The organism is Pseudomonas sp. CIP-10, assembly GCF_020911845.1.
Lineage (GTDB): Bacteria > Pseudomonadota > Gammaproteobacteria > Pseudomonadales > Pseudomonadaceae > Aquipseudomonas > Aquipseudomonas alloputida.
Map to the genome: position 1 here is coordinate 4,829,647 of NZ_CP087160.1, position 23,252 is coordinate 4,852,898.

The window sequence follows — 23,252 nt, forward strand, 5'->3', positions numbered from 1 at the left end:
CCCGCCCCTACCCCCCTTGGGCCATCGTCAGTCGGGCGCACACAACAAAACGCTCCGGCGTCCGCGTCACCGTGCCTTCTACAGGGCACGCCACTGCGGGCCAAGCCCATGGAGCCGGACCAGACTGTCAGGGACCTATTCAATGACAAGCAGCACTTACGCCCAAGCGCCTGCCACACCCGTCAACTCGCCTGCGCGGGTCGCCACTGCCAGCTTCATCGGCACCGCCATCGAGTTCTATGATTTCTACGTCTACGCCACCGCCGCAGCCTTGGTGATCGGCCCGGTGTTCTTCCCGTCCGGGTCGGGCACCGCGCAAATGCTGGCCGCCTTCCTCACCTTCGGTATCGCCTTCCTCGCCCGGCCAATGGGCTCGGCGTTGTTCGGCCACTTCGGCGACCGCATTGGCCGCAAGTCGACGCTGGTCGCCTCGCTGCTGCTGATGGGCGTATCCACCACCGCCATTGGCGTGCTGCCGGGCTATGACAGCATTGGCGTGTGGGCGCCGATCATTCTCTGCCTGCTGCGTTTTGGCCAAGGCCTGGGCCTGGGCGGCGAATGGGGTGGCGCGGCCCTGCTGGCTACCGAAAACGCGCCGGAAGGCAAACGGGCCTGGTTCGGCATGTTCCCGCAGCTGGGCCCGTCAATCGGCTTCCTGGCGGCCAACGGCCTGTTCCTGACCCTGGCCCTGGTGCTCAGCGACGAGCAGTTCCGCGAGTGGGGCTGGCGCATTCCGTTCCTGCTCAGCGCCGCACTGGTACTGGTAGGCCTGTACGTGCGCCTGAAGCTCGAGGAGAGCCCGGTGTTCGCCAAGGCCGTTGCCCGCCACGAGCGGGTGAAAATGCCGGTGGTCGACCTGTTCTCGAAATACTGGCTGCCAACCCTGCTGGGCGCTGCGGCCATGGTGGTGTGCTATGCACTGTTCTACATTTCCACGGTATTCTCGCTGAGCTACGGCGTGACCACACTGGGCTACAGCCGCGAAACGTTCCTTGGCCTGCTGTGCTTCGCGGTGGTGTTCATGGCACTGGCCACACCGTTGTCGGCCTGGCTCAGTGACCGTTACGGGCGCAAGCCGGTACTGATCGTCGGCGGCCTGCTGGCGATAGCTTCGGGCTTTACCATGGAACCGCTGCTGACCTCGGGATCGACTGCGGGGGTGGCGCTGTTCCTGGCCATCGAGCTGTTCCTGATGGGCGTCACCTTTGCGCCGATGGGGGCACTGTTGCCAGAGCTGTTCCCGACCCACGTGCGTTATACCGGTGCCTCGGCGGCGTATAACCTGGGCGGCATCGTTGGCGCCTCGGCGGCACCGTTCTTTGCCCAGAAGCTGGTGAGCATGGGGGGGTTGAGCTGGGTGGGGGGTTATGTGTCGGTAGCGGCGGTGATCAGCCTGATTGCCGTGCTGTGCCTGAAAGAGACGCGCAATACCACGCTGTAAGCCAGTGGGGCCGATTTGCGGCCCTATCGCGACACAAGGCCGCTCCCACAGGGATCGCGCAGCTTCCAGGCTTACGCGATCCCTGTGGGAGCGGCCTTGTGTCGCGACAGGGCTGCGAAGCAGCCCCAGCACTCTCGGATCAGAACTCGACCTTGACCGCCTGCGAAGCACGGGTCGCCTTGGCCCGCGCCAGTTCGACCGACTCGTCACGCGCCAGGCACACGCCCATGCGGCGGGTACCGTTGATTTCCGGCTTGCCGAACAGGCGAATGGCGGTATCCGGCTCGCTCAGCGCTGCGCCCAGGTTGGCGAAGCTGGTCTGTTGGGACTGGCCTTCGGGCAAGATCACTGCCGAGGCCGACGGGCCGAACTGACGCACCACCGGAATCGGCAGGCCGAGAATGGCGCGGGCATGCAGGGCGAATTGCGACAGGTCCTGGGAAATCAGGGTAACCAGACCGGTGTCATGCGGGCGCGGCGACACTTCGCTGAACCACACCTGGTCGCCCTTCACGAACAGCTCCACACCAAACAGGCCGCGACCGCCGAGGGCATCGGTGACCGCCTTGGCCACGCGCTGCGATTCGGCCAGCGCCTTCGGGCTCATGGCCTGTGGCTGCCAGGACTCTTGGTAATCGCCCTTCTCCTGACGGTGCCCGACAGGTTCAAGGAAGGTGGTACCGCCCACGTGGCGCACGGTCAGCAGGGTGATTTCATATTCGAAGTCGATGAAACCTTCGACAATCACCCGGCCCTTGCCAGCGCGGCCGCCTTCCTGGGCATAGTCCCACGACGCCTGCAGGTCAGCATCGCTGCGCAGCAAGCTCTGGCCCTTGCCCGACGAGCTCATCACCGGTTTGACCACGCACGGGTAACCCAGGTCGGCTACGGCCTTGGCGTAGTCTTCATAGGTGTCGGCGAAGTGGTACGGCGAGGTTGGCAGGTCCAGCTCTTCGGCAGCCAGGCGGCGGATGCCTTCGCGATTCATGGTCAACTGGGTGGCGCGGGCGGTGGGCACCACGGTGAAGCCTTCGTTTTCCAGCTCGACCAGGGTGGCGGTGGCGATGGCTTCGATTTCCGGAACGATGTAGTGCGGCTTCTCGGCTTCGATCACCGCGCGCAGGGCAACGCCATCGAGCATGTTGACCACATGGCTGCGGTGCGCCACCTGCATAGCCGGAGCATTGGCGTAACGGTCGACGGCGATTACTTCGACGCCCAGGCGCTGCAGCTCGATTACCACTTCCTTGCCCAGCTCGCCACAGCCGCAGAGCAGTACACGGGTCGCGGTGGGCGACAATGGGGTTCCGATACGGGTCATTTCAGGTCCTCGAAGGCATCCGGGGCCGCGCCAGGCTAGGCGCCACCCGCTGAAAAAGGACCGCTATTCTACACCATCAACCGGCCACGGCGGCCCGCCGGGCGCGAAATGCCATGGCCAGCCACACCGCCGTTACACCGGCGAACTTCGAGGCCATCGCGGTGCCGATGACTGCCGGGGTCAAAGCGCCGATCATGCCGAAGAAAATGAAGGTATCCACCGGGATGCTCAGCGCCGAACTGAGCCACAGGCGGTCGCGCAGCGGCCGACGGGTGATGCTGAACACCAGCCAGTCGATCAGCTCGGAAATGAAGAACGCAGTGGCGCTGGCCAAGGCGATGGCCGGCTCCGAGGTGACATAGGACAACACCAGCGCCGCCAGCATGGCCACCAGCGCGCCGTGACCGAAGCGGGTTTGCACCATGTCGCGCAGGATGAACACCAGGCCGCCCCAGGCGGACCAGATGATGTCCAGATGCGGGGCACTGGAGAAGGCGTAGTTGATCAGCACTACGCTGCTGATATAGGCAATCAGATAGAACATGGCGGGCTGTCTGTGGGCAAGCCGTACAGATTACCGCTGGGCCGTTCGCGGGTAAACCCACTCCGACAGGGTTCGCGTCAGGCCTGCAAGATGAGGCCGGCTTCTACTGCCCGTTCATGGCAACGCTTGAGCACCGCCCGGCGCTCGTGGTTGTCCATCCGCCCCCAGCGGCCAATCTCGGCCACGGTACGCTGGCAGCCGGTGCAGATATCCTGCTCGTCCAGCGCGCAAATGCTCACGCACGGCGATGCCACCGGCCGCTCTGCTACATCACTCATCATCAACCACCAACGCTTGCGCATAACGCTGGGCATTATGCACGTAATGTGCGGCACTCGCTTCCAGCATGCGTTTCTGCTGCTCGGTCAGCTCGCGTATCACCTTGCCCGGCGAGCCCATTACCAGCGAACCGTCCGGGATTTCCTTGCCCTCGGCAATCAGTGCGTTGGCGCCGATGATGCAGTGCTTGCCGATGCGTGCGCCATTGAGGATCACTGCGTTGATACCGACCAGGCTGAAGTCGCCCACCGTACAGCCATGCAGCATGGCATTGTGGCCCACGGTCACGCCCTTGCCCAACGTCAATGGCGAGCCCATGTCAGTGTGCATCACCGTGCCATCCTGCACGTTGCTGCCTTCGCCAATGTCGATCAGCTCGTTATCACCGCGCAACACCGCGCCAAACCACACACTGGCATTGGCTTGCAGGCGCACGTTGCCAATGAGCGTGGCGTTGGGGGCGGCCCAACTGGTGGGGTGGCTCTCGACCCGCAGGTCGCCCAGGCGATATTTCATGCTTGTTCCTCAGGCTGCGACGCAGACGGCGGGGTAGGCCCCGCTCAATTTTCGATGTAACGCTCCGGGGGTTGATGCAGGCTGATACCGGCATCGAACAGCAGGTTGACCAGCTCGACGATCATGATCGCCGACAACCCCCAGATCTTGTATTCACCATAGCGGTAACTTGGCACATACCAGCTACGCCCCTGGTAATCGATACGGTGGGTATGGTCACGCGGGTCCTGGCGGAAGAATTCCAGCGGCACGGTGAATACTGCCGCGATCTCGGCATCATTGGCGCGATACTCGACGAAGTCCGGGATAAGCCCGACGAATGGCGTCACTTTCAGGCCATGTAGCGAAATCAGCGGGCTGAGCGGGCCAATCACCTCCACCAGGCCAGGGGGCAGGCCGATTTCTTCTTCAGCCTCGCGCAGGGCAGTAAAGACCAGGTCCGGGTCTTCCGGGTCGCGGCGGCCACCGGGAAAGGCGACTTCACCACCGTGGGTAGACAGGCCCTTGGCGCGCAGGGTCAAAACCAGTTCGGGCGCTTCGCTGCGGGTAATGGGCAAGAGGACCGCCGCTTCGGGGAACCGCCTGTCGGTTTCCAATGACGCGGGTTGGTGGTTGCTCATTCGGCGAAGTAGCTCGTCCAGCATTGCGCACGCTCGTATCCAGGTCCTGTGTTGCATCATGCACCAAAGCCGCGAAGCACCCAAGCCCCAGCGCTTGCGGCGGCACGGTGGCCGCGCCAAGATAGCCTTGAACATAAGGAACCACACATGAAATTCTGCAGCGCGTGCGGCCAACCGGTCACTCAGCAGATCCCCGAGGGCGACAGCCGCCTGCGGTACGTCTGCGGCTCTTGCCAGACCATCCACTACCAGAACCCCAACATCGTGGCCGGCGTGCTACCGACCTGGGGCAGCCAGGTGTTGCTGTGTCGCCGCGCCATCGAACCGCGCCGGGGTTTCTGGACCCTGCCCGCCGGTTTCATGGAAAACGGCGAAACCCTCGACCAGGCCGCGCGTCGCGAAACCGTAGAGGAAGCCTGCGCCCGGGTCGGGCCAACGTCCCTGTACCAGCTGTTCGATCTGCCGCACATCAACCAGGTGCATGTGTTCTTCCGCGCCGAGTTGGCGGACCTGGACTTTGCCGTGGGTGCCGAAAGCCTGGAGGTGCGCCTGTTCGAAGAACATGAGATACCGTGGAACGCGCTGGCTTTCCGCACCGTCACTCGCACACTAGAATGCTACTATCGCGACCGCATCGGCCAGCACTACCCCATAGGCCATGAATACCTGCCGCCGATGAACGTTTCGCCACACACCTAAACGCCTTCAGGGATACTGTTACATGCGCTGGTTGCTTGCCCTCTTCTGCCTTTGCGTTACCTCGGTGTCCCAGGCGGCCTTCACCGAAACCATCATCCGCAAGCCTGCACCGGCAGCGCAAACCCCATCGCCTTCGCAGCAAGCCATGCAACCGTTGATCGACAAGGTACTGGTGATCAAGTCCGAGCGCCGCCTGCAGTTGATCAGCCGTGGCGAGCCGCTGAAAACCTACCGCATCTCGCTGGGCAAGCAGCCCAAGGGCGCCAAGGAACGCGAAGGCGACAAGAAAACCCCTGAGGGCTTGTACTGGCTGGACTGGCGCAAGCAGAGCGACCGCTTCAACCTGGCCATGCACATCAACTACCCGAACATCAGCGATGCCGCCCGCGCGACCCGGGCAGGGGTGAGTGCCGGCAGCATGATCATGATTCACGGCACGCCGATCAACGATGAATACCCGGAATGGTACTTCCATACCCTGGACTGGACGGATGGTTGCATTGCCATGCGCAACCGCGACATGCAGGAAGTGTGGGACTTGGTACGGGATGGAACGCTGATCGAGATCAGGCCTTGATATAGGGCCTTTCAGTACAGGTTGTAGGAACCTTCTCACCACTTTGCGAGAACTTGCCTGACAGTTGCTTAGGCAGGGTACTGCATCCAGACGAGTGACTTAATTTTTAGCATCCACGCAGACGAGTACGAAAACCGTACATCATTTGCGGGGTGCTTCAATGCCGTGCCTGATTCACCGCATCGCCCATTGGCTGTCGGCCAGTTGCCTGTCAGGCGTGCTGTCCATTCCCCACGTGCTGGCCGACGACCCTGCCAGCCAGCAGTTGCGCGATCAACAGCATGGGCTGCGGCAACTGGAGCAACAGCAGCGGCTGGAGCGCTGGCGGCGCATCTCCGCCCCGACTGAACCGACCAACAGCACTTCCCAGCGACCGCACGATGATCGCTGCTGGGCAGTCGATGGCGTGCGCGTGGCGGGCATGCACCGGCTTTCGAGCTCGGCACTGGCGCCCACCCTCCGTGCGCTCACGCCTGCCTGCATGGGCATCGCCGACATCAATCGGCTGCTCAAAGCCATCACCCAACGTTATGTACAAGCCGGCTACCCAACCAGCCGACCCTACCTGCGACAGCCCCCAGAACAGGGCATGCCGTTGGACATCGTCATTGTCGAAGGCTTTGTCGAAACCATCGAACTGGCAGGGCCCGACCTGCCCCTGTCCCTCTCCAGTGCCTTCCCAGGCCTGCTCGGGCAGCCACTGTACCTGCCCGACCTTGAGCAAGGCCTGGACCAGCTCAACCGCCTACGCGCCTTTGAACTGGGCGCCACCTTGCTGCCCGGCGAACTGCAAGGCGGCACCCGCGTGGTCGTGCAGCCGGGCAAGGTTGCTTCACGCTGGCACCTGGACAGCCGCTTCGACAACCGGGGCAGCGAGCTGACCGGCCGCCACCGCGTCAACCTCGGCATTGGCCTGGACAGCCCGCTTGGCCTCAATGATGAGCTGCGCCTGTCGTGGACCCGCACGGTGCTCGATACGCCCGGCCAAAGCCAAGGGATATCGTTGTACTACAGCATCCCCTACGGCGCCTGGACCTTTGCCCTCAGCGCCAGCCAGCTAAGCTATCAAGCCCCACTCCCCTACAGCGACAAGGCTGCCGACGGCAGCAGCAGCTATCAGGGCCTGAGTGTCGAGCGGGTGTTGTGGCGCAACCAGCAAGGCATGCTCAGCGCCAGCGCCCGGCTGGACCGCAAGCAGCTGATCAACCGCAGCGCTGGCGCAGTTATCGTCCAGCAGAGCCCGACGCTGGCCACGGTAGAGGCCGGCCTCAACCTGCTGTGGCTCGAAAATGGCTTGTGGAACGGCTACTTCGGCGTTGCCCAAGGCATTGACGCATTGGGTGCCGACCGCGCGCCCCTGGGGGCTCAACGCCTGCGCCCGGACTTTCGCAAATACCGCGCCAACCTGCTGCACCTGCGTCAGGGCCCGGCACCCAACCCTTGGCGCTGGCAGAGCGAGCTGGCCCTGCAGTACAGCCGCGACCTGTTGCCTGCCGTCGAACAACTGCTGGTCAGCGACGATTCGGCTGTCCGCGGCTTTCGTCTGCACACTTACTCCGGTGCCAGCAGCGCCGTCTGGCGCAATACGTTCAGCCAAGCGCTGCCACTGACCTGGGCCCACCCCTTCGAGATACGCCCCTACATCGGCCTGGACCAGGGCTGGGTTCGCACCGCCGAAGGCAAACCGTCACAGCGCCTGGCCGGGGCCGCCGCAGGGTTGGAGCTGAGCCTGCCCGGCAGCCGCCTGCGCCTGGACTACCAACGCGCCTTGTACACCAGTGACCTGCCCCGCCCGCTGCTGGAGCCCGGCTTCTGGGTGCTGGACTGGACCCTGAACATCTGATTCACCCACAACAAAGAGAACGAGAAAATGCAAACACTCTCGCAGTTACCGCCTGTTCGCCCGGATACCTTGCGCTGGGCAATCTTCCTCGCCGTGCTCGGGCCCAGCGCCGCACTGGCTCAGACAGGACTGGAAGCAGCCAGCGGCCCCGGGGGGACCCCGGTCATCCACAATGGCCACGGGGTGCCGGTGATCGACATCGTGCCGCCCAACGCCAAGGGGCTGTCACACAACCAGTTCATCGACTACAACGTGGCCACCCCTGGCCTGGTGCTGAACAACGCCACCGCAGCCGGGCAGTCGCAACTGGCCGGTGCCCTGGCGGCCAACCCGCAGTTCCAGGGCCAGGCCGCCTCGACCATTCTTAACGAAGTGGTCAGCCGCAACGCCTCGCTGATCGAGGGGCCGCAGGAAATCTTCGGGCGCCCGGCCGACTACATACTGGCCAACCCCAATGGCATCACCCTCAATGGCGGCAGTTTCATCAACACCACCCGCGCAGGCTTCGTGGTGGGCGCCCCGCAATTCGAGGAACAACAGCTCAGGTATCTCGATACGCTCACGGCCAGTGGCACCCTGCAGGTACTGGAGCATGGCCAGGGCAATGCCGGTGGCGCACTCGAACTGATCGCACCACGCGTGGACAGCAAAGGCCTGCTCATGGCCAGCGAAACGCTCGACATCACCGTCGGTCGCAACCGTATCGACAGCCGCAGCGGCGAGGTGGTCGAACACCTGCCCAGCCCCTCGTCGAGCATTGATGCCAGCCTGTTCGGCGCCATGCGCGCCGGGCGTATCCGTGTGGTAAGTACCGCCGAAGGCGCGGGTGTGCGTGTGGGGGCCTCGCAGATTCTGGGCGCCGAGGGGGTCGACATCAGCTCGGCCGGGGGCCTGCATGTCAGTGGCAGTGGCGACCGCCCGACCGAGCTGCGCAGCGAGCGCGGCGTGCTGAAACTCACCGCTGCCGATGACCTGATGCTTGAAACGGTCGACGGCCAGGCCCCGCGAATCGAAGCAAGGGCGGGCAAGAAACTCACACTGGACGCCAAGACAATCGAGCACATCAAGCACGACAGTGACAGCTGGAACAAGAAGTTCTGGTTCGTCACCCGCGAAACCTACAACAGCAAAACCACCACCACCCACCAGCAGCAACAGGGCAGTCAATTGCTGGGCACTGACAGCGTGCTGTTGCAGTCCGGCGACGACATGCGCATGACCGCAGCGAAGGTGGACGCCGGTAGCGAGCTGACGGTCGACAGCGGTGCCGGCCTGGACATCCTCGCCGGCATCGACAGCAAACGCACCGAACAGCAGGTGCGTCATCGCAAGGATTTATGGCGCGGTGACAGCGATAGCGACCAGCTCAAGGAAACCGCAAAGGGCAGTACCCTGAGCGCCGGGCACCTGTCGATAAAGGCAAGCGACAACCTTAACGTGCAGGGCAGCAGCCTGCACAGCCGCGGCGATCTGGCTATCCAGGCAAAACAGGCCGACATCGGCACCACCACGTTGCAGGAACACGGTACCCAACGCGATTACCGAGGCGACCTGGTATCCGGTACATTCTTTGGCGATCGAAAAGGTAACGACACCGAGGGCCAGGTCGTCGCGGGCAGCACCATAACCAGCGATGGCGAGCTCACAGTCAGAGCCGACCAGGTCGCCATCAAAGGCAGTACCGTGTTCGGTAAAAAGGACGCGGTGCTCTACAGCGAGAACGGCTCGCTGGCCATCGAGGCGGACCATGGCAGCACGACCTCCACCCAGCGCACCAGTGACAGTAAGCTGTTCGGCCTGATCGGCAGCACGCACGAAAGCACGGACCGCAAACAGCAGGTACTGGTCAGCGACGTCAGCTCGATCAGCAACCTGCGCCTGGCCAGCGCCGAAGAGATGCGCATCCAGGGCGCCAGGGTCGAAGCGGGCAAGCATCTGCAAGTCGAAGCCAAAGGCGACCTGCTGATTGGCAGTGCGCAATCGGTCGATGAACGCGAAACCCGCGACCAACAACGCGGTTTCACGGCCAGCGCCAGACAGACCCAGGAAGCCGAGGATGGCAAGCCCGAGTCTCGCCAATACGCGGCTGGCGTGGCGTATGAGGTCGTGACCACCACCAGCAAGCAGCGCACGACCAACCAGGTTGCCAGTGAGCTCAAGGGTGCCTCGGTGGGCATGAGCAGCAGCGCGCACCTGCAGGTCAACGGCAGCAAGGTCCAGGCCACTGCCGGCGACCTCGATGTGCAGGCGCGGGAAGTGACACTGGGGGCGACCCGCAACGACCGTGACGTAGTCACCAGCACCACCGAAAGTGGTGGCGGGCTGACGGTAACCGGTGGCATCGACCGCCTGGGCAGTTTGTTCGAAGGCCATCACAACCGCGAGGTGCAAGCCGAACGCGAAAGCAAGGTGCAGCGCAGCGAGTTGCAGGCCAGCGGCGATCTGAAATTGCGCAGTGATGCACTGCTCACCGAGGCCGCGCACGTCGAGGCCGGCAACACCCTGCAGGTGACCGCCAAACGCATCGACAACCGTGCAGTGCAGGATACCCATGAACATGAACAAAGCCGTGACGACTGGTCGGGTAGCCTGGGCGCCAGTATCGAATACCGCGACCTGACCCGCCCTATCGAACGCCTGGTGCTGGGTGAGGAAGCCGCGCGCTTCCAGCAAGCCTCGCCCGAAGACGCCATGGCACCGCCCAGCGTGGGTGCCGACATGACGGTTGAACACCTCAAGCGCCTGGAAAACCAGCGCCGTGGCATTGCTCAGGTCAGCGAGTTGTCCGCAGCAAAGGTCGAGGTCAAGGCTGACACACTGGCCGACCAGGGCACAGCCTGGCGGGCCAATGCCGGCTCGCTGAAAATCGAGGCGCAGCAGCACCAGGTGAGCCCCGCCGAAAATACCCAGGAAACCACCGTTCAACGCCTGGCCTATGGTGGCGACGCGCGCCTGGACACCAGCACCGGCGAGGACTTGAATGTACGCGCCGCCGGCAAAGGAGGGTCGCTGGATAAAAAGGATATCGCCAGCACCGCCGTGCCCGGCAGCCTTTACGGGCAACAGGGTATCCAGGTACAGCTGGGCAGCGATGGCCGCTACGAAGGGGCCCGCATCGATGGCGGTGAAGGCAGCGTGATCATGCACAGTGCAGGGTCGTTGGCCCTACCCCAGGCGACCGACCAGGCCGAACAGCAGTCACGCCAGCTCGATGGCAATGCCTGGGCCAAAGTCGGCAACCGCCCGGGCAGCACCGGCGTCGATGGCCGGGGCTATCTGGACCATGGCCAGAAGCTGAGCACGCAGAGCAAGGCACAAGTGGCACAAATCGACGCCAAGGGCGAAGTTCAACTGACCAGCGCCGGCGACCTGTTGCTCGAAGGCACCCGCATTGGCAACCGCGAGGCCAAGGCCGGCGACATACGGGTGCAAAGCGGCGGCCAGTTGCAGGTCAAGGCGGCCAGCAACACCCAGCAGGCCACAGGTGCCAACCTGGGTGGCGGCATGGAGCTGGCGGCCAAGGCTGGCCAGACCCAGGGGGGAGCCATAGGCGGCCACTTCAGCCACGGCAAGCAGGACGAACATGCACGTCAGGCGGTCGATGCCCAGTTTGCCAGCAACGGCACACTGACCCTGGCCAGCAGCGCCCGCGAGGACATCGCCCTGCACCTGCAAGGCCTGCAGGCCTCGGCCGAACAGATCACCCTCGACGCCTCGAATGGCGGCATGCTGGTTGAAGCCTCTTCCAGCCAGGAGCGACGCGACAACCTCGACATCTCGGCCGGCGCCGGTTTCAACATGGCCAAGGGCGCGTTGGACACCCGCGGCCTGCATGGCCGGCTCAAGGTAGAGCTCGACAAGCGCGACAACCTCACCTGGAATACCAGTGACCTGCGCGCCGAGCGCATCGACCTGCAAAGCCGCGGCGATACCCGCATCGAGAGTGCCACCCTGGATGCAAAGCATATTGGCGGCACAATCGACGGTGACCTGCGCATCGCCAGCCTCAAGGACAACGTCAACACCCTGAGCGTGAAGGGCGATGTCAGGCTGAGCCAGGAGAAAAACCCGCAGGGCTATGTCAACGCGGCCAAATCGGTGGCAGGCCCGCTGGGAGGCAAGGTCGAGAAAACGGCAGGTTCTGCCCTGAGCAAGGCAGACCCAGGGTTCTCGCCGACCGTCAGCCTCGACGTGTCGCATGCACAGCGCGACAACGTGACGCGTCAGACCACGCTTAAAAGCAGCGACGGCATCGACCTGCAGGTCGGTGGCAACGCTCATCTGGTAGGGGCACGCTTGCAGTCGGCCAAAGGCGACGTGAGGCTCGACGCCAACTCGGTCACCCAGGAAACGCTAAGCGGCAATGACTATCGCCGAGACCTGTCGCTCGATGCGTCCAACTCACCGGTGGATCTGGGCACGGCAATCGCCGAGATAGCCAAAAGCAAAATGGCGGCGGATGGGGAAAATGCGCTGGACCTGGGTGTGTTGAGAACCAGTGGGCATAGTCGCAGCGAGCAATGGGCTTCGAGCATGCAAGGGAAGAAGCACTAAGACGCAATCGCGGCCCTGGCAATTTGGGGGCATCAGAAATCTTGTGCCCTGCTGCTGATACCCAGGCACCGCGTGTCCCCCGCTTCCACAGCGAATACCACAGCCCCCTGGGCGTGTGATTGCTCTGTGGGAGCGGGCTTGCCCGCGAAGAGGCCGGTACAGGTCAAGCCAACCTGTGCAGCCCCCGCCACCGATCCAGCCCAAGCAACACCAGCCCTATCCCCCAGAAACCCGCCAGCACCCCAAGGGCGTTGAGCATCACCTGCCCATACCCCAGACTGGCCACATCAATGAACGGATAGGCATACACGCCAATCTCGCTCCCCCGCCACAACGCATAACCAAAGTAGACCGCCGGGTACACCGCCCACACCAGCAAATGCCATAGCCGCAACCTGCCCTTGGGCACCTCGCACCACCAGTACAGGGCATACAGCACCGGCATCACGTCGTGCAGCAACTCGTCCGCCAGCCATTGCCAACCCTCTGGTTGCCACAAATGACGCAGCAGCACGCTGTAGGCCAGCGCCACCAGCACGATACTGGCGGCCACTGCAGAGCTTACCGAGGGCGACAGGAAAAAGCGTTTGCCACGGCCTTCCCGGCCGAACGCGGCATAGCTGAGCACCGTCGCCACCAGGGTATTGGTCAGCACGGTGAAATAGCCAAACACATTGATCAGGCCGCCAATCAGGCTGGCCTGTTCCTGCCAACGCGCCAGCAGTACCAGGTTCACCTGCACGGCCAGGCCGAACCAGCCAAGCACAGCCATGCCGGTCAGCCAAGGGCGACGCGACATGTCAGGCCTGACGCTGCAGCTTCACGTACAACTGCTCGACCTTTTCCCGCGCCCATGGCGTTTTGCGCAGAAAAGTCAGGCTCGACTTGATGGTCGGGTTGCTCTTGAAACAGCGCACGTCTATGCGCTCGGCCAGGCCCTGCCATTGGTAGTGCGCCACCAGCTCGGTGAGGATCTGTTCAAGGGTCTTGCCGTGCAGCGCGTTGTGTTGGGCCGTGCTCATGCTGTGCTCCGTAGGAAAGATGCGCACCTTACACGAGTGTAGTGGCGGGTGGGATCAGTCATGGCGACAGAAAAATCGCTGGCCATGGGCAAAACCTATGTGCTGAAATAGTTATGTTATGTTGTAACACTATAAAAGCCTCTGCCAAGGAACGCCCCATCCCCATGCTGTACTCACCGCTTCGCCTCTCTCCTCTCGCCGTTGCGCTCTGGCTGGCCTCATCGCCCAGCCAGGCCGTAGAGCTCGAACCCCAGGTCATCACCGCCAACCCGCTGGGCAACCGCCAACTGGCGGCTCCCAGCACCGTGCTCGAAGGCGACAACCTGCTGCAACAGCAGCACGGCAGCCTCGGTGAAACCCTGAACAAGCAGCCCGGTGTCGCCTCTACCTGGTTCGGCCCTGGCGCCAGCCGACCGGTCATTCGCGGCCTGGACGGCGACCGCATCCGCATTCTGCGCAACGGCGTCGGCGCCCTGGATGCCTCGTCGCTGTCCTATGACCACGCCGTGCCCCTGGACCCGGTGACGGTCGACCGCGTCGAAATCGTCCGCGGCCCGGCCGCCTTGCTGTATGGCGGTAACGCCATCGGCGGCGTGGTCAACACCTTCGACAACCGCATCCCGGACTCGCCGATCGAGGGCATCCACGGTGCCGGTGAACTGCGTTACGGCGGCGCGGACACCACCCGCAGCAGCGCCGGCAAGCTGGAGGCCGGCGACGGCGCCTTCGCCCTGCACCTGGACGCCAACAGCCGCCAGTTCAACGACCTGCGCATCCCGGGCTACGCACGCAGCGCCAAGGTGCGCGATGCCGACGAGCCCGGCAGCAAACACCGCCTGGAAAACAGCGACGGTCGCCAGGACGGCGGCGCAATCGGTGGTGCCTACCACTGGGACCACGGCTACGCCGGCCTGTCGTACAGCCGCTACGACAGCAACTACGGCTCGGTGGCCGAGTCCGGCGTGCGCCTGGACATGAAACAGGATCACTACGCCTTCGCCTCCGAACTGCGCGACCTCGACGGCCCGTTCAGCTCGGTCAAGGTAGATGCCGGCTACACCGACTACGAACACAGCGAAATCGAGGAAGGCGAGGTCCATACCACCTTCAAGAACAAGGGCTACGAAGCCCGCATCGAAGCCCGTCACCAGCCGCTCGGACCGGTGGAAGGGATGATCGGTGCCCAGGTCAGCCGCAACGAATTCTCCGCCCTGGGCGAGGAAGCCTTCGTCCCGCACACCGATACCGACAGCCTGGCGCTGTTCATGCTGGAGCAGTGGCAAGCCACCGAACGCTTGAACCTGAGCCTGGGCGCGCGCATGGAACACACCCGCGTAGACCCGGACGCCAAAGGCAACGAGAACTTCGTCGACGCCGACAGCGCCAGCAGCTTCAACGCCTTCAGCCTGTCGTCGGGGGCTGTGTACCGGCTCGACCCGGTCTGGTCGCTGGCCGCCAACCTCGGCTACACCGAGCGCGCCCCTACCTTTTACGAGCTGTACGCCAATGGCGCGCACGTAGCCACCGGCGCGTTTGAAGTCGGTGACGCCAGCCTGAACAAGGAAAAGGCGATTTCCGCCGACCTGGCGCTGCGCTTCGACAACGGCACCCACAAGGGCAGTGTTGGGGTGTTCTACAGCCACTTTCGCAACTACATCGGCCTGATCGGCACCGGCAACCTGCGTGAGGGCGGGCATGATCACGACCATGACGAGGATGACCACGACCACGATCATGACGACGGCTTCCCGGAATACCAGTACCAAGGCGTGCGGGCGCGCTTCTACGGCATCGAGGCCCAGGACCGCTGGCAGTTGGCCGAGAACCGTTACGGCAGCTTTGCGCTGGAGTTGTCCGGTGACTATACCCGGGCCAAGAACCTGGACAGCGGCGAGCCACTGCCCCGCATCGCCCCGCTGCGCCTGAACAGCGGTCTGGTCTGGGAACTGGACCGCTGGCAGGCGCGAGTAGACGTGCAGCACGCTGCGTCGCAGCACCGCAAACCCGCCAACGAAACTGGCACCGATGGCTACACCACTTTAGGGGCGAGCGTTGGCTACCGCTTCGACATTGGCCAGAGCCAGTGGCTGGCGTTTGTACGCGGCGAAAACCTCACCGACCAGACCGTGCGCTACGCCAGTTCGATCCTGCGCGATATCGCACCGGCGCCGGGGCGCAGTGTGGAAGTCGGGTTGCGTACCACCTTCTGAACCACAAGCGACGAAGATCGGTGTAGGAACGGGTTCACCCGCGAAGACGATGGTAGGTCAACCGGCCCATTCGCGGGTGAACCCGCTCCTACACCTGCCTCGATTAATGACGACTGTTGCCCGTTCAACAACAATCCTCTGCGACAATTTGTCTTTTTTTCTTACAACTTCCCCTATATCCTCCCCGCCGCAAGCTGAAACGCTTCATCGAACAACCTTGTCGCCATATCCATTGAGGGGCTCGCCCTTCGATGCGCTTGCCGTTTTTTCAATAATCAAAAGATAGCGCTATCTCATGTTCCAACTGCCTAAAACCTGTTACATCGGCCTCGCCCTCAGTGCCTTGGCAACCCCCGCCAGCGCCAGCGAAATGTTCGCCAGCGACTCCCCGTGGATGCTCGGCGACTGGGGTGGAACCCGCAGCGAACTGCTGGAAAAGGGCTACGACTTTACCCTTGGCTACACCGGCGAGATGGGCAGCAACCTGCACGGCGGCTACGACCACGACCGCACCGCGCGCTACAGCGACCAGTTCACCTTTGGCAGCCACCTGGACCTGGACAAGATCCTCGGCTGGCACGACACCGAACTCCAACTGACCGTCACCGAGCGTCACGGCGACAACATCAGCAACGACCGCATCAACGACCCGCGTGTCGGCGGCTTCACCTCCGCCCAGGAAGTCTGGGGCCGCGGCGAAACCTGGCGGCTGACGCAAATGTGGATCAAGCAGAAGTACTTCGACGGTGCGCTGGATGTGAAATTCGGCCGCTTCGGTGAAGGCGAGGACTTCAACAGCTTCCCTTGCGACTTCCAGAACCTGGCCTTCTGCGGCTCGCAGGTGGGCAACTGGGTGGGTGGCATCTGGTACAACTGGCCAGTCAGCCAGTGGGCCCTGCGCGTGCGCTACAACCTTACCCCTGAGCTGTACGCACAGGTCGGCGTCTTCGAGCAGAACCCTTCCAACCTTGAATCTGGCAATGGTTTCAAGCTCAGCGGCAGCGGCACCCAAGGTGCGGTAATGCCGTTCGAACTGGTATGGACCCCACGTATCCAAGGCTTGAAAGGGGAATATCGTGCCGGCTACTACTACAGTAATGCCAAGGCACAAGATGTTCTCAAGGACAGCAACGGTCAGCCGGCCGCCATCAGCGGCGCCGCCTACCGCAGCAGCTCGAGCAAGCACGGCTTGTGGATTGGCGCCCAGCAGCAGGTCACCTCGCTGGCGTCCGACCAGTCACGCGGCTTGAGCGTGTTCACCAACGCCACCGTGCATGACAAGAAGACCAATGCCATCGACAACTATGTGCAGGCAGGACTGGTATTCAAAGGGCCCTTCGATGCCCGCGCCAAGGACGACATCGGTTTCGCCCTGGCCCGCGTGCACGTCAACCCTGCCTATCGCAAGAACGCCCGCCTGGCCAACCAGGCCGCCGGCCTCTACGACTACGACAACCCAGGCTTCCTGCCCGTGCAGGACACCGAGTACAGCGCCGAGCTGTACTACGGCATCCATTTGGCCGACTGGCTCACGGTACGCCCCAACCTGCAGTACATCCGCCACCCGGGCGGAGTGTCGCAGGTGGATGGCGCCCTGATCGGCGGCCTGAAGATCCAGAGCAGTTTCTAACCCCTTTTTTGACCTGACGGAGAACCTACGATGAGCACTGAAGGTGCGAACCAAGGAAGCCGCTGGCTACCGCGCCTGATTGGCGCGCTGCTGTTGCTGATGGGCCTGGCCCTGCTGGCCGGCGGTATCAAGCTGAGCCAGCTGGGCGGATCGCTGTACTACCTGATCGCCGGTATCGGCTTTGCCCTTTCGGGCATCCTGCTGCTGGCCCAACGCCAGATCGCCCTGGGCCTGTATGGCCTGGTGCTGCTGGGCAGCACCGTTTGGGCCCTGCTCGAAGTGGGCCTGGACTGGTGGCAACTGGTGCCCCGTCTGGCCATCTGGTTCGCCATCGGCGTGGTGCTGCTGCTTCCGTGGGCACGTCGCCCGCTGATCGGCCCGGCCAACAAAGCCAATACTGCACTGCTCGGCCTGGCAGTGGTCGCTTCGGGCGCTTGCGCGCTGGGCAGCCAGTTCACCCATCCCGGTGAAGTGTTCGGCGAACTGGGCCGCGACAGCAGCGAAATGGCCAGTGCCGCACCGGCCATGCCCGACGGCGAATGGCAGGCTTACGGCCGTACCGAGCATGGTGACCGCTACTCGCCGCTGCACCAGATCACCCCGCAGAACGCCTACCGCCTGGAAGAGGCCTGGCGCATTCGCACCGGTGATCTGCCGACCGAAAACGACCCGGTGGAGCTGACCAACCAGAACACCCCGCTGAAGGTCAACGGCATGCTGTACGCCTGCACCGCGCACAGCCGCCTGCTGGCGCTGGACCCGGACACTGGCGCGGAAATCTGGCGCTACGACCCGCAGGTCAAGAGCCCGACCGGCACCTTCAAAGGCTTTGCCCACATGACGTGCCGTGGCGTCTCGTACTATGACGAAAACCGCTACGTCAGCCGCGACGGCAGCCCGGCACCGAAAATTACCGACGCAGGCCAGGCGGTGGCCCAAGCCTGCCCGCGTCGTCTCTACCTGCCGACTGCAGATGCCCGCCTGATCGCCATCAACGCCGACAACGGCAAGGTCTGCGAAGGTTTCGCCAACCAGGGCGTGATCGACCTCACCACCGGCATTGGCCCGTTCACCGCCGGCGGCTATTACTCCACCTCGCCTGCTGCCATTACCCGTGACCTGGTGATCATCGGTGGCCACGTCACCGACAACGAGTCGACCAATGAGCCGTCCGGGGTGATCCGCGCCTACGACGTGCACGACGGCCACCTGGTGTGGAACTGGGACAGCAACAACCCGGACGACACCAAGCCATTGGCTGCCGGCAAAATGTATAGCCGCAACTCGGCCAACATGTGGTCAATCGCCAGCGTCGACGAAGACCTTGGCATGATCTACCTGCCGCTGGGCAACCAGACCCCGGACCAGTGGGGCGCCGACCGCACCCCAGGCGCCGAGAAGTACAGTGCCGGTGTGGTCGCCCTTGACCTGGCCACCGGCAAGGCACGCTGGAACTATCAGTTCACCCATCACGACCTGTGGGACATGGACGTCGGCAGCCAGCCGACCCTGGTACACCTGAAAACCGACGATGGCGTGAAACCGGCGATCATCGTACCGACCAAGCAAGGCAGCCTGTACGTGCTCGACCGCCGCGACGGTACGCCAATCGTGCCGATCCGCGAGATCCCCACCCCACAAGGCGCAGTGGAAGGCGACCACACCTCGCCAACCCAGGCTCGTTCCGACCTCAACCTGCTCGGCCCAGAGCTGACCGAACAGGCCATGTGGGGCGCCACGCCTTTCGACCAGATGCTGTGCCGCATCCAGTTCCGCGAGCTGCGCTACGAAGGCCAGTACACCCCGCCATCCGAACAAGGTTCGTTGGTCTACCCCGGCAACGTAGGTGTATTCAACTGGGGCAGCGTGTCGGTCGACCCGGTGCGCCAGTTGCTGTTCACTTCGCCCAACTACATGGCGTTCGTGTCGAAGATGGTCCCGCGTGAGCAGGTTGCCGAAGGCAGCAAGCGCGAAAGTGAGACCAGCGGCGTGCAGCCGAACACCGGTGCACCGTATGCAGTGACCATGCACCCGTTCATGTCGCCGCTCGGCGTACCGTGCCAGGCACCCGCCTGGGGCTACGTCGCCGCCATCGACCTGTTCACCAACAAGGTGGTGTGGAAACACAAGAACGGCACCACCCGGGACAGCACTCCGGTGCCGATCGGCCTGCCGGTTGGCGTGCCAAGCATGGGTGGCTCGATCGTCACCGCCGGTGGCGTCGGTTTCCTCAGCGGCACGCTCGACCAGTACCTGCGCGCCTATGACGTGAACAACGGCAAGGAATTGTGGAAGGCACGCCTGCCAGCGGGTGGCCAGGCTACGCCGATGAGCTACACCGGCAAGGACGGCAAGCAGTACGTGCTGGTGACTGCCGGCGGCCATGGCTCGCTGGGCACCAAGATGGGCGATTACATCATCGCTTACAAATTAGCTGAGTAAGCGACACCGCTCCCGCAGGCTCAACCCTGTGGGAGCAACTGTCTTGCTCAATTTCTGAAAGCTGGCGCGATCCGTGTGGGAGCGGCCTTGCGTCGCGAAAGGGCTGCACAGCAGCCCCGGGGTTTCAGCGTCGATGCAAATAATGCCGGGGCCGCTTCGCGGCCCTTTCGCGACACAAGGCCGCTCCCACAGGCCGGTGTTCAGCCTCAGCCCAGCGCAGTGTCGAGAAACATCATCACCGCAAACCCGCCCATCAACCCTGGGTAATGGAGCTGGGTGCAGCGCTGGGCATCAAGGTCGAGCCGGCGCTGGAAGCGTTGAAAGTCGCCGTCCACATCTAAAGCCTGGCGCAGTCCTTGTGGAGCCTTGTGTCGCGATTGGCTCGCGTAGCGGCCCCAACGCTCTAGAATGCTGGATGGATGCTGGGGCTGCTGCGCAGCCCAATCGCGACACAAGGCCACTCCCATACCATTGAAACCCATCCCCTCCCGCCCCATCTAAGCACCATAGTCATTCACGCAGGTGCCCCATGAGCGACCAGCAGGATTTCCCGGAACACCCGGACGAACACAGCGAAGTCGAACACACCCTCCAGGCCGAAACCGGCCACGCCCTCGCCCTGCCCGGCCAGCAGCTGCCGGACAAGGTCTACGTCATCCCGATCCACAACCGCCCGTTCTTCCCGGCACAGGTACTGCCGGTCATCGTCAATGAAGAACCCTGGGCCGAAACGCTCGATCTGGTGGCCAAGTCACCGGACCACTGCCTGGCGCTGTTCTTCATGGACACCCCGCCAGAAGACCACCGCCACTTCGACACCTCGGCACTGCCGCAGTACGGCACGCTGGTCAAGGTGCACCATGCCAGCCGCGAAAACGGCAAATTGCAGTTTGTCGCCCAGGGCCTGTCCCGGGTGCGCATCCGCAACTGGCTCAAGCACCACCGCCCGCCCTACCTGGTCGAAGTCGAATATCCGCGCCAGCCCGCCGAGCCGACCGACGAGGTCAAAGCCTACGGTATGGCACTGATCAACGCGATCAAGGAGCTGCTGCCGCTCAACCCGCTGTACAGCGAAGAGCTGAAGAACTACCTCAACCGCTTCAGCCCCAACGACCCCTCGCCGCTCACCGACTTCGCCGCCGCGCTCACCTCGGCCACCGGCAACCAGTTGCAGGAAGTGCTCGACTGCGTGCCCATGCTCAAACGCATGGAAAAGGTACTGCCAATGCTGCGCAAAGAGGTGGAAGTCGCACGCTTGCAGAACGAAATTTCGGCCGAGGTCAACCGGCAGATCGGCGAGCACCAGCGCGAGTTCTTCCTCAAGGAACAACTCAAGGTCATCCAGCAGGAGCTGGGGCTGACCAAGGACGACCGCAGCGCCGACCTCGAACAGTTCGAACAGCGCCTGGAAGGCAAGACCCTGCCGCCCCAGGCACGCAAGCGCATCGATGAAGAGATGGGCAAACTGGCCATCCTGGAAACCGGCTCGCCCGAATACGCCGTCACCCGCAACTATCTGGAATGGGCCACCGCCCTGCCGTGGGGCGTTTACGGCAAAGACAAGCTCGACCTCAAACATGCGCGCAAAGTCCTCGACCAGTACCACGCCGGCCTCGACGACATCAAGGAGCGCATCCTCGAGTTCCTCGCCGTGGGCGCCTGGAAAGGCGAGATCAGCGGCTCGATCGTGCTGTTGGTGGGCCCGCCCGGGGTGGGCAAGACCAGCATCGGCAAGTCCATCGCCGAATCGCTCGGCCGGCCATTCTATCGCTTCAGCGTCGGCGGCATGCGTGACGAAGCCGAGATCAAGGGCCACCGCCGCACCTACATCGGTGCCCAGCCCGGCAAGCTGGTGCAGGCCCTGAAAGACGTCGAAGTGATGAACCCGGTGATCATGCTCGACGAAATCGACAAGATGGGCCAGAGCTATCAGGGTGACCCGGCATCAGCGTTGCTGGAAACCCTCGACCCCGAGCAGAACGTCGACTTCCTCGACCACTACCTCGACCTGCGCCTGGACTTGTCCAAGGTGCTGTTCGTGTGCACTGCCAACACCCTCGATTCGATACCCGGGCCGTTGCTCGACCGCATGGAAGTGATCCGCCTGTCCGGCTATATCACCGAAGAAAAAATGACCATCGCCAAGCGCCACCTGTGGCCCAAGCAGCTGGAAAAGGCCGGCGTTTCCAAGACCAGCCTCAGCATCAGCGACAGCGCCCTGCGCCTGGTGATCGACGGTTATGCCCGCGAGGCCGGTGTGCGCCAGCTGGAGAAGCAACTGGGCAAACTGGTGCGCAAGGCTGTGGTCAAGCTGCTGGAAAACCCCGACGCCAAACTTAAGATCGGCACCAAAGACCTGGAGACCTCACTCGGCATACCGGTGTTCCGCAGCGAGCAGGTACTGGCTGGCAAAGGCGTTATCACCGGCCTGGCCTGGACCAGCATGGGCGGCGCCACGCTGCCGATCGAGGCGACCCGCATCCACACCCACAACCGCGGCTTCAAGCTGACGGGCAAACTGGGTGACGTGATGAAGGAGTCTGCCGAAATTGCCTACAGCTACATCAGCTCCAACCTCAAGCAATTTGGCGGGGATCCAGGTTTCTTCAACGAAGCGTTCATCCACCTGCACGTACCCGAAGGCGCCACGCCCAAAGACGGCCCCAGTGCCGGCATCACAATGGCCAGCGCGTTGCTTTCACTGGCCCGCGACCAGCCTGCCAAAAAGGGTGTCGCCATGACGGGCGAGCTGACCCTCACCGGTCAGGTACTGCCGATTGGCGGCGTGCGCGAGAAGGTGATTGCGGCGCGGCGGCAGAAGATTTTCGAACTGATCCTGCCGGAGCCCAACCGCGGCGACTTCGAAGAACTGCCGGACTACCTGCGCGAAGGCCTGACAGTGCATTTCGCCAAGCGCTTTGCCGACGTGGCGAAAGTGCTGTTCTAGCCTGTTCCGGCCTCTTCGCGGGCAAGCCCGCGCCTGCACGGGTACGCTATCCCTGCAGGCGCGGGCTTACTCGCGAAAGGGCCGGCACAGGCAACACAAATGTCCTCGATCATCGGTTATCCTCAGGCCATCGCCAGCCTTCGGAGCCACCATGACCTCTCCTCGTCTGCTCGTTCCCCTGAGCTTCGCCCTGCTTTCTGCCTGCGCTCAAACACCCTCACAGCCTGTTGACCTGGACGCCGAAAGCGAATGCCCAAAGCGCCTGCAGGTCGGTCAGGTCCTCACGCTTACCCTGCCCAGCAACCCCACCACCGGCTACCGCTGGCTGTTACAGAACCCGGCGCCCAACGTATTGCAAAGCCTTGGCCCCGAGGTTTACAGCGCGCCTGAAGACACCGGTATCGTCGGCAGCTCAGGCATGTCGACCTGGCGCTTCCAGGCCCGCGCTGCCGGCGAAGGGAACCTGGTATTGGTCTACCAGCAACCCTGGGCCCCGGAAGTGCGCCCGGTGCAGACCTTCGATTGCGCCATTCGGGTCAATTGAACGCACAGCGCTGGTCAGCCAACCATGCATCCCGGCTGCGGTTTGGCTAGAATGCGCCCCCTG

At 63.4% G+C, this 23,252-nt stretch carries 18 protein-coding genes; 10 read left to right on the forward strand and 8 right to left on the reverse strand.

The window, feature by feature from the left end:
• The first annotated feature begins 142 nt into the window (after positions 1 to 142).
• Positions 143 to 1,441, forward strand: coding sequence for an MFS transporter (locus LMH93_RS21800; protein ID WP_230064579.1), 1,299 nt, complete (start codon positions 143 to 145; stop codon positions 1,439 to 1,441).
• Positions 1,442 to 1,580: 139 nt separating this feature from the next.
• Here LMH93_RS21800 and purT read toward each other — a convergent pair whose 3' ends face one another.
• From purT to LMH93_RS21825, 5 genes are all read right to left on the reverse strand, one after another.
• Positions 1,581 to 2,762 carry a formate-dependent phosphoribosylglycinamide formyltransferase gene (gene purT / locus LMH93_RS21805; RefSeq protein WP_012053590.1) on the reverse strand — a complete coding sequence of 394 codons (1,182 nt, stop codon included), beginning with the start codon at positions 2,760 to 2,762 and terminating at the stop codon, positions 1,581 to 1,583.
• A 76-nt stretch (positions 2,763 to 2,838) separates the two neighbouring features.
• The gene (locus LMH93_RS21810; protein ID WP_003252131.1) at positions 2,839 to 3,306 is read right to left on the reverse strand and encodes a VUT family protein; all 468 of its coding nucleotides are present in this window, start codon (positions 3,304 to 3,306) and stop codon (positions 2,839 to 2,841) included.
• A 77-nt stretch (positions 3,307 to 3,383) separates the two neighbouring features.
• A complete protein-coding gene (locus LMH93_RS21815; RefSeq protein ID WP_033726433.1) occupies positions 3,384 to 3,587 on the reverse strand; it encodes a DUF1289 domain-containing protein in 204 nt (67 codons plus the stop codon).
• Positions 3,577 to 4,101 carry a gamma carbonic anhydrase family protein gene (locus tag LMH93_RS21820; protein WP_004575443.1) on the reverse strand — a complete coding sequence of 175 codons (525 nt, stop codon included), beginning with the start codon at positions 4,099 to 4,101 and terminating at the stop codon, positions 3,577 to 3,579. Before LMH93_RS21820 ends, LMH93_RS21815 begins: the two co-directional genes overlap by 11 nt.
• Positions 4,102 to 4,145: 44 nt before the next feature.
• Positions 4,146 to 4,745, reverse strand: a complete 600-nt coding sequence (locus LMH93_RS21825) for a CoA pyrophosphatase (RefSeq protein ID WP_003252125.1) — start codon at positions 4,743 to 4,745, stop codon at positions 4,146 to 4,148.
• 123 nt (positions 4,746 to 4,868) lie between these two features.
• Here LMH93_RS21825 and LMH93_RS21830 point away from each other — a divergent pair, with 123 nt between their 5' ends.
• The 4 genes from LMH93_RS21830 (at position 4,869) to LMH93_RS21845 (ending at position 12,394) form a co-directional block, all read left to right on the forward strand.
• Positions 4,869 to 5,420: an NUDIX hydrolase gene (locus LMH93_RS21830; protein ID WP_003252122.1), complete on the forward strand. Its 552-nt coding sequence runs from the start codon at positions 4,869 to 4,871 to the stop codon at positions 5,418 to 5,420.
• 22 nt (positions 5,421 to 5,442) lie between these two features.
• Positions 5,443 to 5,997 (forward strand): L,D-transpeptidase family protein, encoded by a 555-nt coding sequence (locus LMH93_RS21835; RefSeq protein ID WP_003252119.1) that lies wholly within the window; start codon positions 5,443 to 5,445, stop codon positions 5,995 to 5,997.
• 160 nt (positions 5,998 to 6,157) lie between these two features.
• A complete protein-coding gene (locus LMH93_RS21840; protein ID WP_230064580.1) occupies positions 6,158 to 7,840 on the forward strand; it encodes a ShlB/FhaC/HecB family hemolysin secretion/activation protein in 1,683 nt (560 codons plus the stop codon).
• Positions 7,841 to 7,867: 27 nt separating this feature from the next.
• Positions 7,868 to 12,394: a hemagglutinin repeat-containing protein gene (locus tag LMH93_RS21845; protein WP_230064581.1), complete on the forward strand. Its 4,527-nt coding sequence runs from the start codon at positions 7,868 to 7,870 to the stop codon at positions 12,392 to 12,394.
• Positions 12,395 to 12,557: 163 nt separating this feature from the next.
• Here LMH93_RS21845 and LMH93_RS21850 read toward each other — a convergent pair whose 3' ends face one another.
• Positions 12,558 to 13,193, reverse strand: a complete 636-nt coding sequence (locus LMH93_RS21850) for a Pr6Pr family membrane protein (protein WP_230064582.1) — start codon at positions 13,191 to 13,193, stop codon at positions 12,558 to 12,560.
• 1 nt (position 13,194) lies between these two features.
• Positions 13,195 to 13,416: a VF530 family DNA-binding protein gene (locus LMH93_RS21855; protein ID WP_003252112.1), complete on the reverse strand. Its 222-nt coding sequence runs from the start codon at positions 13,414 to 13,416 to the stop codon at positions 13,195 to 13,197.
• Between the two features lie 164 nt (positions 13,417 to 13,580).
• Here LMH93_RS21855 and LMH93_RS21860 point away from each other — a divergent pair, with 164 nt between their 5' ends.
• The 3 genes from LMH93_RS21860 to LMH93_RS21870 all read left to right on the forward strand — a co-directional run bounded on the left by LMH93_RS21860 (position 13,581) and on the right by LMH93_RS21870 (position 19,698).
• Entirely contained in the window at positions 13,581 to 15,626 is a 2,046-nt protein-coding gene (locus tag LMH93_RS21860) for a TonB-dependent receptor (RefSeq protein WP_230064583.1), read from the forward strand.
• 295 nt (positions 15,627 to 15,921) lie between these two features.
• Positions 15,922 to 17,256, forward strand: coding sequence for a carbohydrate porin (locus tag LMH93_RS21865; RefSeq protein ID WP_003252108.1), 1,335 nt, complete (start codon positions 15,922 to 15,924; stop codon positions 17,254 to 17,256).
• A 30-nt stretch (positions 17,257 to 17,286) separates the two neighbouring features.
• Positions 17,287 to 19,698 (forward strand): glucose/quinate/shikimate family membrane-bound PQQ-dependent dehydrogenase, encoded by a 2,412-nt coding sequence (locus tag LMH93_RS21870; RefSeq protein WP_221100909.1) that lies wholly within the window; start codon positions 17,287 to 17,289, stop codon positions 19,696 to 19,698.
• 206 nt (positions 19,699 to 19,904) lie between these two features.
• On the opposite strand, the gene LMH93_RS29680 is transcribed toward LMH93_RS21870, so the two are convergent.
• On the reverse strand, positions 19,905 to 20,033 hold the full coding sequence (locus LMH93_RS29680) for a hypothetical protein (protein ID WP_256559617.1): 129 nt from the start codon (positions 20,031 to 20,033) through the stop codon (positions 19,905 to 19,907).
• Between the two features lie 194 nt (positions 20,034 to 20,227).
• Between LMH93_RS29680 and lon the strand changes: the two genes are divergently transcribed.
• Positions 20,228 to 22,645, forward strand: coding sequence for an endopeptidase La (lon, locus tag LMH93_RS21875; protein WP_100774331.1), 2,418 nt, complete (start codon positions 20,228 to 20,230; stop codon positions 22,643 to 22,645).
• Between the two features lie 151 nt (positions 22,646 to 22,796).
• On the forward strand, positions 22,797 to 23,189 hold the full coding sequence (locus LMH93_RS21880) for a protease inhibitor I42 family protein (RefSeq protein ID WP_047604460.1): 393 nt from the start codon (positions 22,797 to 22,799) through the stop codon (positions 23,187 to 23,189).
• Positions 23,190 to 23,252 lie beyond the last annotated feature (63 nt).

Bases quoted from the DNA above. Each gene is read 5' to 3' on its own strand.
- LMH93_RS21840 (WP_230064580.1), top strand. From the start codon at position 6,158: ATGCCGTGCCTGATTCACCGCATCGCCCATTGGCTGTCGGCCAGTTGC.
- LMH93_RS21810 (WP_003252131.1), bottom strand. From the start codon at position 3,306: ATGTTCTATCTGATTGCCTATATCAGCAGCGTAGTGCTGATCAACTAC.
- LMH93_RS21870 (WP_221100909.1), top strand. From the start codon at position 17,287: ATGAGCACTGAAGGTGCGAACCAAGGAAGCCGCTGGCTACCGCGCCTG.
- lon (WP_100774331.1), top strand. From the start codon at position 20,228: ATGAGCGACCAGCAGGATTTCCCGGAACACCCGGACGAACACAGCGAA.
- LMH93_RS21845 (WP_230064581.1), top strand. From the start codon at position 7,868: ATGCAAACACTCTCGCAGTTACCGCCTGTTCGCCCGGATACCTTGCGC.
- LMH93_RS21850 (WP_230064582.1), bottom strand. From the start codon at position 13,193: ATGTCGCGTCGCCCTTGGCTGACCGGCATGGCTGTGCTTGGCTGGTTC.
- LMH93_RS21825 (WP_003252125.1), bottom strand. From the start codon at position 4,745: ATGCTGGACGAGCTACTTCGCCGAATGAGCAACCACCAACCCGCGTCA.
- LMH93_RS21860 (WP_230064583.1), top strand. From the start codon at position 13,581: ATGCTGTACTCACCGCTTCGCCTCTCTCCTCTCGCCGTTGCGCTCTGG.
- LMH93_RS21855 (WP_003252112.1), bottom strand. From the start codon at position 13,416: ATGAGCACGGCCCAACACAACGCGCTGCACGGCAAGACCCTTGAACAG.
- LMH93_RS21820 (WP_004575443.1), bottom strand. From the start codon at position 4,101: ATGAAATATCGCCTGGGCGACCTGCGGGTCGAGAGCCACCCCACCAGT.
- LMH93_RS21880 (WP_047604460.1), top strand. From the start codon at position 22,797: ATGACCTCTCCTCGTCTGCTCGTTCCCCTGAGCTTCGCCCTGCTTTCT.
- LMH93_RS21830 (WP_003252122.1), top strand. From the start codon at position 4,869: ATGAAATTCTGCAGCGCGTGCGGCCAACCGGTCACTCAGCAGATCCCC.
- LMH93_RS21835 (WP_003252119.1), top strand. From the start codon at position 5,443: ATGCGCTGGTTGCTTGCCCTCTTCTGCCTTTGCGTTACCTCGGTGTCC.
- LMH93_RS21800 (WP_230064579.1), top strand. From the start codon at position 143: ATGACAAGCAGCACTTACGCCCAAGCGCCTGCCACACCCGTCAACTCG.
- LMH93_RS21815 (WP_033726433.1), bottom strand. From the start codon at position 3,587: ATGATGAGTGATGTAGCAGAGCGGCCGGTGGCATCGCCGTGCGTGAGC.
- purT (WP_012053590.1), bottom strand. From the start codon at position 2,762: ATGACCCGTATCGGAACCCCATTGTCGCCCACCGCGACCCGTGTACTG.
- LMH93_RS21865 (WP_003252108.1), top strand. From the start codon at position 15,922: ATGTTCCAACTGCCTAAAACCTGTTACATCGGCCTCGCCCTCAGTGCC.